This is a genomic window from Ectopseudomonas oleovorans, from assembly GCF_029845265.1.
GTDB lineage: Bacteria > Pseudomonadota > Gammaproteobacteria > Pseudomonadales > Pseudomonadaceae > Aquipseudomonas > Aquipseudomonas oleovorans.
Window position 1 is genome coordinate 1 of sequence record NZ_JAOCLK010000080.1, and the last position, 5,673, is coordinate 5,673.

General features: G+C 49.5%; 5 protein-coding genes. 3 read left to right on the top strand and 2 right to left on the bottom strand.

Features of this window, described 5'->3' with window-relative positions; genetic code table 11:
• Positions 1 to 125: 125 nt before the first annotated feature.
• Positions 126 to 1,844, bottom strand: a complete 1,719-nt coding sequence (locus N5J71_RS21835) for a ThiF family adenylyltransferase (RefSeq protein WP_279917639.1) — start codon at positions 1,842 to 1,844, stop codon at positions 126 to 128.
• Complete coding sequence (locus N5J71_RS21840) at positions 1,844 to 3,043, bottom strand: CBASS cGAMP synthase (RefSeq protein WP_017679348.1); 1,200 nt, start codon at positions 3,041 to 3,043, stop codon at positions 1,844 to 1,846. Before N5J71_RS21840 ends, N5J71_RS21835 begins: the two co-directional genes overlap by 1 nt.
• Before the next feature lie 86 nt (positions 3,044 to 3,129).
• Here N5J71_RS21840 and N5J71_RS21845 point away from each other — a divergent pair, with 86 nt between their 5' ends.
• The 3 genes from N5J71_RS21845 to N5J71_RS21855 all read left to right on the top strand — a co-directional run bounded on the left by N5J71_RS21845 (position 3,130) and on the right by N5J71_RS21855 (position 5,138).
• Entirely contained in the window at positions 3,130 to 3,834 is a 705-nt protein-coding gene (locus N5J71_RS21845) for a Cap15 family cyclic dinucleotide receptor domain-containing protein (protein WP_279917640.1), read from the top strand.
• A 323-nt stretch (positions 3,835 to 4,157) separates the two neighbouring features.
• Complete coding sequence (locus tag N5J71_RS21850; protein ID WP_279917641.1) at positions 4,158 to 4,523, top strand: mCpol domain-containing protein; 366 nt, start codon at positions 4,158 to 4,160, stop codon at positions 4,521 to 4,523.
• On the top strand, positions 4,524 to 5,138 hold the full coding sequence (locus N5J71_RS21855) for a Cap15 family cyclic dinucleotide receptor domain-containing protein (RefSeq protein WP_279917642.1): 615 nt from the start codon (positions 4,524 to 4,526) through the stop codon (positions 5,136 to 5,138). It abuts the gene before it with no gap.
• The last annotated feature ends 535 nt before the right edge of the window (positions 5,139 to 5,673 follow it).

The following is a 5,673-nucleotide window of genomic DNA, read 5'->3' on the forward strand; positions in this document are numbered from 1 at the left end:
CCCTCTACGCTTCCCCATGAGTATGCCCCCCGCCTCCCAATCTTCTGGGCTGGACTGCCGATAACTTGTTATCAGAGTCATGACTTCTTCGCTCACTACTACCAAGCGCTTGGAGCTCGGCTCGATTAGCGATCTATGGCGCATGATGGGCACTTCGAGTTTGGCGTCGGCGAAATGGGCTTAACGGTTTTTCCTCCGTCGTAGTCCAGTGTAATACTTCTAAGGCGCGGGTTTGGCTTGCCCTTCGCCCATCCCACCGCTAGATCGGTAGCTAATGCTGCAGCGTGCATAGCAGCTGTGGCAGAAAATGGTACAAGCCAGTCCCCACAGCTTCCGGCTGAATTTTTCAGCGTAATTTCATACTCTTTTCGCATCACAGATGAGGAGCCACCTGGAACGCTATAGTCCAAGCAGTTCAAACACGCATCTCTATCTCCTGAGAAAAGATAGGCTTGAGCCCCACAGCCTGCCCCCGCCACCCAAGCAAAGACAATGGGTGCGTCAAATTTTTCTTTTAACTTCAGCTCGCTTAGGTAGAGCGAAAGTGCTTGGTTTCCTGTGGCATCAACCACAAGATCTACTCCCGCCATACCTGCTCGAATTACGTCTTGGTCCGTGACCTCTGCTACGTCTATTCTTGGGTAGCGATCAAATAGCTGCTGCCTGATTGCACTGGTTTTCTTGCGTTCGAGATCGCCAAAGCCTAATACGTGACGGCCGATGTTCCCCACCGACAATGTATCCAGATCCGATAGCATAAGTGTTCCGCCTAGAAATCCAGCTCCACTCTTGGCGAGGAGATCGGCCAAATGCCCCCCGATTGCACCACATCCAATCAAGAGAACTCTCTTTCCCGCAAGCCCGGCTTTTGAATCAGGCATGTTCCGCGTAAGCCAAGATCCAGGATCAGCAGGGATTGGCTCAAGCCTGGTAATTTTGGCTTTGTCAGCCCTAGACTTGATTACTTTCTTACCTAACTGATCACACCTTTCCGAATGTCTAAATACCGCCCGCATGAAGTCAGCTGCATTTCGACTCGGCAGCATCCTTCTGACATGCTCGATGTCAATTAGAACGCAACAGCTCGTATTCGGAGCTCTAATTAGAAGAATCAATCTATCTAATTTGTGCTCGAAAGCATCTTTGACGGATTCATAAAGACCTTTAATTGCGGAGTTTTCGTCACTCAGCAGCCATGTTTTGAGATCGGCAAGTGTTTTGGGAGGCCACATCGACGCCATGGCTCCGAGCGGTTTATCAGAATCCACCACTCTCATTTTCAAGGAAGGCCTCAGGACCTCGAATCCCCAGCGAGAGTAAACGCTCAGAAGTTCGGAGGTGTCTCGGCCAATTAAGAATAGACAATCGCTTTCAGAGGTTTGAGAGCGCTCCAGCAGAGCAACGTCCGCGAGGAGGCCGGGCTTGGTTTCCCCCGGAATATCGATAAGGAGCGGGAGCCCGTCCCAGTAAACCGGAAACTCGTCTTGAATATCTGTTAGTGCGTCACCACTGGCGAGCCTTTCCAATAGCTGCTCAGCAACTTTAAGGCAACCTAAAACGGCTCCTCCAAGGTCGTGTCGAGCGAGATAGGCCTGGTCGTCACGGAGGTAACACAGATAGCCATTGTGATTTATATGGGCGCAGACTGAGGGTATCTCTGGGGGGCGTTCAAGCAACTGAATAGCAGGTAGTCGCTTGAAGCTTTTGTCAAAGATATCTATATGAACAGGGATCTGCCGCCCTTTAAAAGAGATAGTCCCAGCATACCGAGGGCCCAAGGGGCTTCTAGCATGGGTGAAGCCCCTTTCCGTCAGAGCTGTGTGAACGGAACTTAAATCTGTCATCAGCCCGCCGTAGCTTTCCCAAGGGGGGGGACCGCGGTGGTCTTCTGAGCAGGCTGGCTCTGAACCGTCGATTGAGTCACCCGATCCGGGTCATTCGGAAGACGGTCGCCAAGATGCTCAATCAAAATCTCGCAGGCTTTTGCTGGAACCCCACAGGTGTCGATAGCATATTCAAGCTGGGCGGCGAAATACTCGATTCTGGCAATGACGTCGTCTCGGATGCCCTTGTTGTCCATACGCTTCGCCAGATCTTCCTGCTCGCTCAGAGGCTTGTCTCTAGAGGCGGGGTTGATGACCTTTCCGCGAAGGATGTCCGGTAACCTCCTGAGTACCTTGAGCAGCGCAAGGTCGTCGCGCTTTTCGGTTGCCATATCAAAAGCAGCGTCTGCGGCAACCATTAGCAGGATCGACTTAGGGTCATCCTTGTCCCATTTCTGAAAGTCACGCCAAGCCTTCAAATAGCGCATGACTCGTCGAAGCTGTTCACCCTTCAGTTCGACCTGCTCAACTACCCAGTCGCGGATGGGACGAGGATCAGAATCCTGCCAGCCGCGATTTTTGGTGGCCATCAGCACACCCTCTGTGGGCATCATGTGCCACTCTTGCTCATCCGCACGCTCTGCATAATCAACGCTATCAAAGGCCGCGTTCGCCACAGCAATGCGGTACATTTCCATGCTTGCTTTTACAAGCGTCTCGAATTCGTGATCGGGAATGCTGTAGACCGGAACATCGATGTGCTTGTCGTCGTTGATGATTAGGCGGGTGCAATTATCATTACTGGGGTCAATTGCCCACCCTTTATCATCGGCAAGCTCCGAGAGAACCTCTTCGACTGCCTCGAAAAGTAATGCGCTCATCTGCGCCGGCGGCTGGCTTTCGATATAGCTAAACGGCAGGTATACACCGTCATCCAGATCAGCCTGTTGAGGGGGGCGGCAAGGAGCGTTGAGTGTTTTGTACGACCAGGAGCCTTGGGTGAAAAACCTAGGTTCTGGAACCTCGATGTGCCCTTGACCAGCGTCTTCTGCCTTTTTCTGGATACGTTTTGGCAAGCGCGCCTTAAGGCGGGCGCGAATGTCAGTGCGTGCGCTAAGCATCAGCTTACGGTCGTCAGGAGCGAGAGTCAGGTTATCAAGGAAGGCCACCCGGCCTTCGACCCGCGTATCAAACAGGCTGTGCAGATTAAGGCTCGGCATTGGCGGCTCTCCCCTTGGAAAAATTGCAATGTGCCAGCATGATATGGGTACAAATTTGAAGGTTTCAATAGCTCACGAGGATCAAAATGTACGCTGTGTTCGGACTGAAAAAGGTTCTCACCTTCATCACCGCCTTGATTGTTTTGGTGATCATAGGGCTTATGGTCAAGGAGTCACCTACCGATCTTGTAGAATTTGGCAAGACAGCTTGGAAAGTTGCCTCTGGTGTTGTAACCGCTTTCATTCTTGTCGGTAGTATTCCATTCATCTACCGCCGGGCCTGGAAATGCTATGAATTTATTTTCAAAGATGCTTACCCTGATCTATCTGGAGAATGGAAAGGCACTATTGAATCAAACTATTCGGTACACCGTGCCATTCAATCAGCAGCAGCATCAATAAGTGAGACACTGAATCCGCTCGACCCCGCACAAATAGATCCGATACCTCTCGAGGTCTTCGAGGCAAAGCTAACCATCAAGGCGAGCCTCCTAAAGATAAATATTCTTGTGGAAGTTCAAGGTTTAACCGATAAATCAGACTCTTACAGTATTGCCGCAGCCCCCATCGTGGCACAAAATGATGAGCCGCATCGGCTTGTTTATATTTACAAATCCAAACACTTCAAAAAAGCAGCTGATGACGAGTCGAATCATACGGGTGCCGCAGAGGTTCAGCTGAGACGCGACGCCGATGGAACTCTACAGATGATCGGCTACTACTGGACAGCAAGAAATTGGCGTCGGGCAGGTAACACTGCTGGGATTTTGAAGTTTGTACGGGCAGACTAGTTCCTGAAAGCAAACTCGCCCCCCTAATTCATACATGATGTTAGGCATGTTCCTAAGTGAGCGGACACCGACTTAATTGAATAGATTGAAATCCTGCCTCATCAAGCCACCGCGATGCAGCTGAACTAAAACTCTAATGAGCAGGAATCGCCACCAGCCGAAAAAATATTGGCGACTCGCTGCTTGCTCTAGGCTTCACCTTTTCTTTAGTGGCTATGCTACCGCTCCCTCGCTCTAGCCAAAGCACCTCTTAACGTCTAGTTGACGCAACTATGTGCAACTAGCACAATGACCTCCTACCAAAGGCACCTTGGAGGGGTGGCGTGAACTATATAACCATAGACGGCGATGACATTGGTCAAAAAATCACTTCCGCTTATCTAAGAAATAACGTTGAGGAGTTGATTAGCGTAAATAATCTCGTACAAGACAAAACGAGGCAGATTGCTGTCTATCTAAAGTCGCAGGGGTTTGAAATAATTTTCTGTGCTGCTGATGGCGTTGCAGGAACTACCAAGTCAGAGATCGATGCCGAATATATTTACTCTCAGATTCAACGCATCTCGGATAACGAATTGTCGTTTTCCGCTGGAGTTGGCAAATCTTTGAGAGAGGCATATGTAGCGCTACTCTCAGCGAAAAGTAGCGGCAAAGGGCAGCTGCAAAGCTTCGAAGGCATGAGGCAATAAATGTTTAGAGTTATCGATCTTCGTTTTCTTCTAAAACTTATTGCCATTATCACAGCCTTTGTTAGCATCTTTACCTATGAGATGGCGCGAGAGTATTGGCATACTGACCTGCCAATTATAAAGGTATTTAGCATTGCGCCTTGGATCGCTGCTGGCCTTTTTTTGATTCTGACCACAGACACAACAGCACGCCTAATATGGAGACTGATTCGTAAATTCAAAAAAAATATCTTTCCCGATCTCAATGGGACATGGGAGGGCGAAATTATAGTTTCTGAAACGCTTAAAATCCCTGCAAGAGCACTGATAAAGCAGTCCCTTGAAGAGGTTAGAATTGACATACATACTGAAACATCGAAATCCATCACGCTAGAAACCACCCCCACTATTGAGTACGGGAACAATAGACTGTATTACCTGTACAGATCCATTCCCAAAAACCCTGAGTGGGATGAATATCATGGAACAACCACCTTTGATATCAGAAAAACTCTGACTGCGCAGAAAGAAGCTCTTGAATTGTCTGGAGTGTACTTTACTAGCAGAAAAACAGTTGGAAGAGTGCGATTGCGTCAAGTTAGCAGAAAGACTGACTCTGATGTTTCCTTCTATTAGAGCAGGTCTGACTGAAATTTACTTTTCATACACCCATATAGGCCATGAGTAATTGGGCGTATTTTATTCATGCCGTTAGCTGCCGTCGTCAGATGTCCGCTTTTGGCCGATTCTGTTGAAAAAGTCGGTTTCTGAGAGAGCTGCTTTTCGGCAGCTCAAAAAACGCTCGATTCTGGCGTTGCTACGTAAAAAACCAAGACAGCTCCGCCGTCTGATCGAACCAGGTTTCAACGTCGACAACACTCTTTATGGGCAAAAATCGCGACGGGACTTTTTCAACAGAATCGGCCGACTCCGGCCAGTTACCAACTGACGAAACACGTTGCTGTCACCACCAGCGATGACGTTCCCCCCTTTCCAAAGCAGGGGTTCTTGCCCCCTCAAAATCAAGAAAAATAGACGGTTTCCACCCGGCCGCTGCGCTGGGTGGAGCCTCCGCGATTTTTCCTGATTTTTTCACGACCGCCTTAGTCGCCCTAGTCGGCAGGGGTTCATGCGCAGCGCAAGCGCAGAACCCTGAAGACGAAGGAGCGAA

Coding starts and splice junctions, on each gene's coding strand:
- N5J71_RS21835 (WP_279917639.1), bottom strand. CDS start 1,844: ATGACAGATTTAAGTTCCGTTCACACAGCTCTGACGGAAAGGGGCTTC.
- N5J71_RS21840 (WP_017679348.1), bottom strand. CDS start 3,043: ATGCCGAGCCTTAATCTGCACAGCCTGTTTGATACGCGGGTCGAAGGC.
- N5J71_RS21855 (WP_279917642.1), top strand. CDS start 4,524: ATGTTTAGAGTTATCGATCTTCGTTTTCTTCTAAAACTTATTGCCATT.
- N5J71_RS21845 (WP_279917640.1), top strand. CDS start 3,130: ATGTACGCTGTGTTCGGACTGAAAAAGGTTCTCACCTTCATCACCGCC.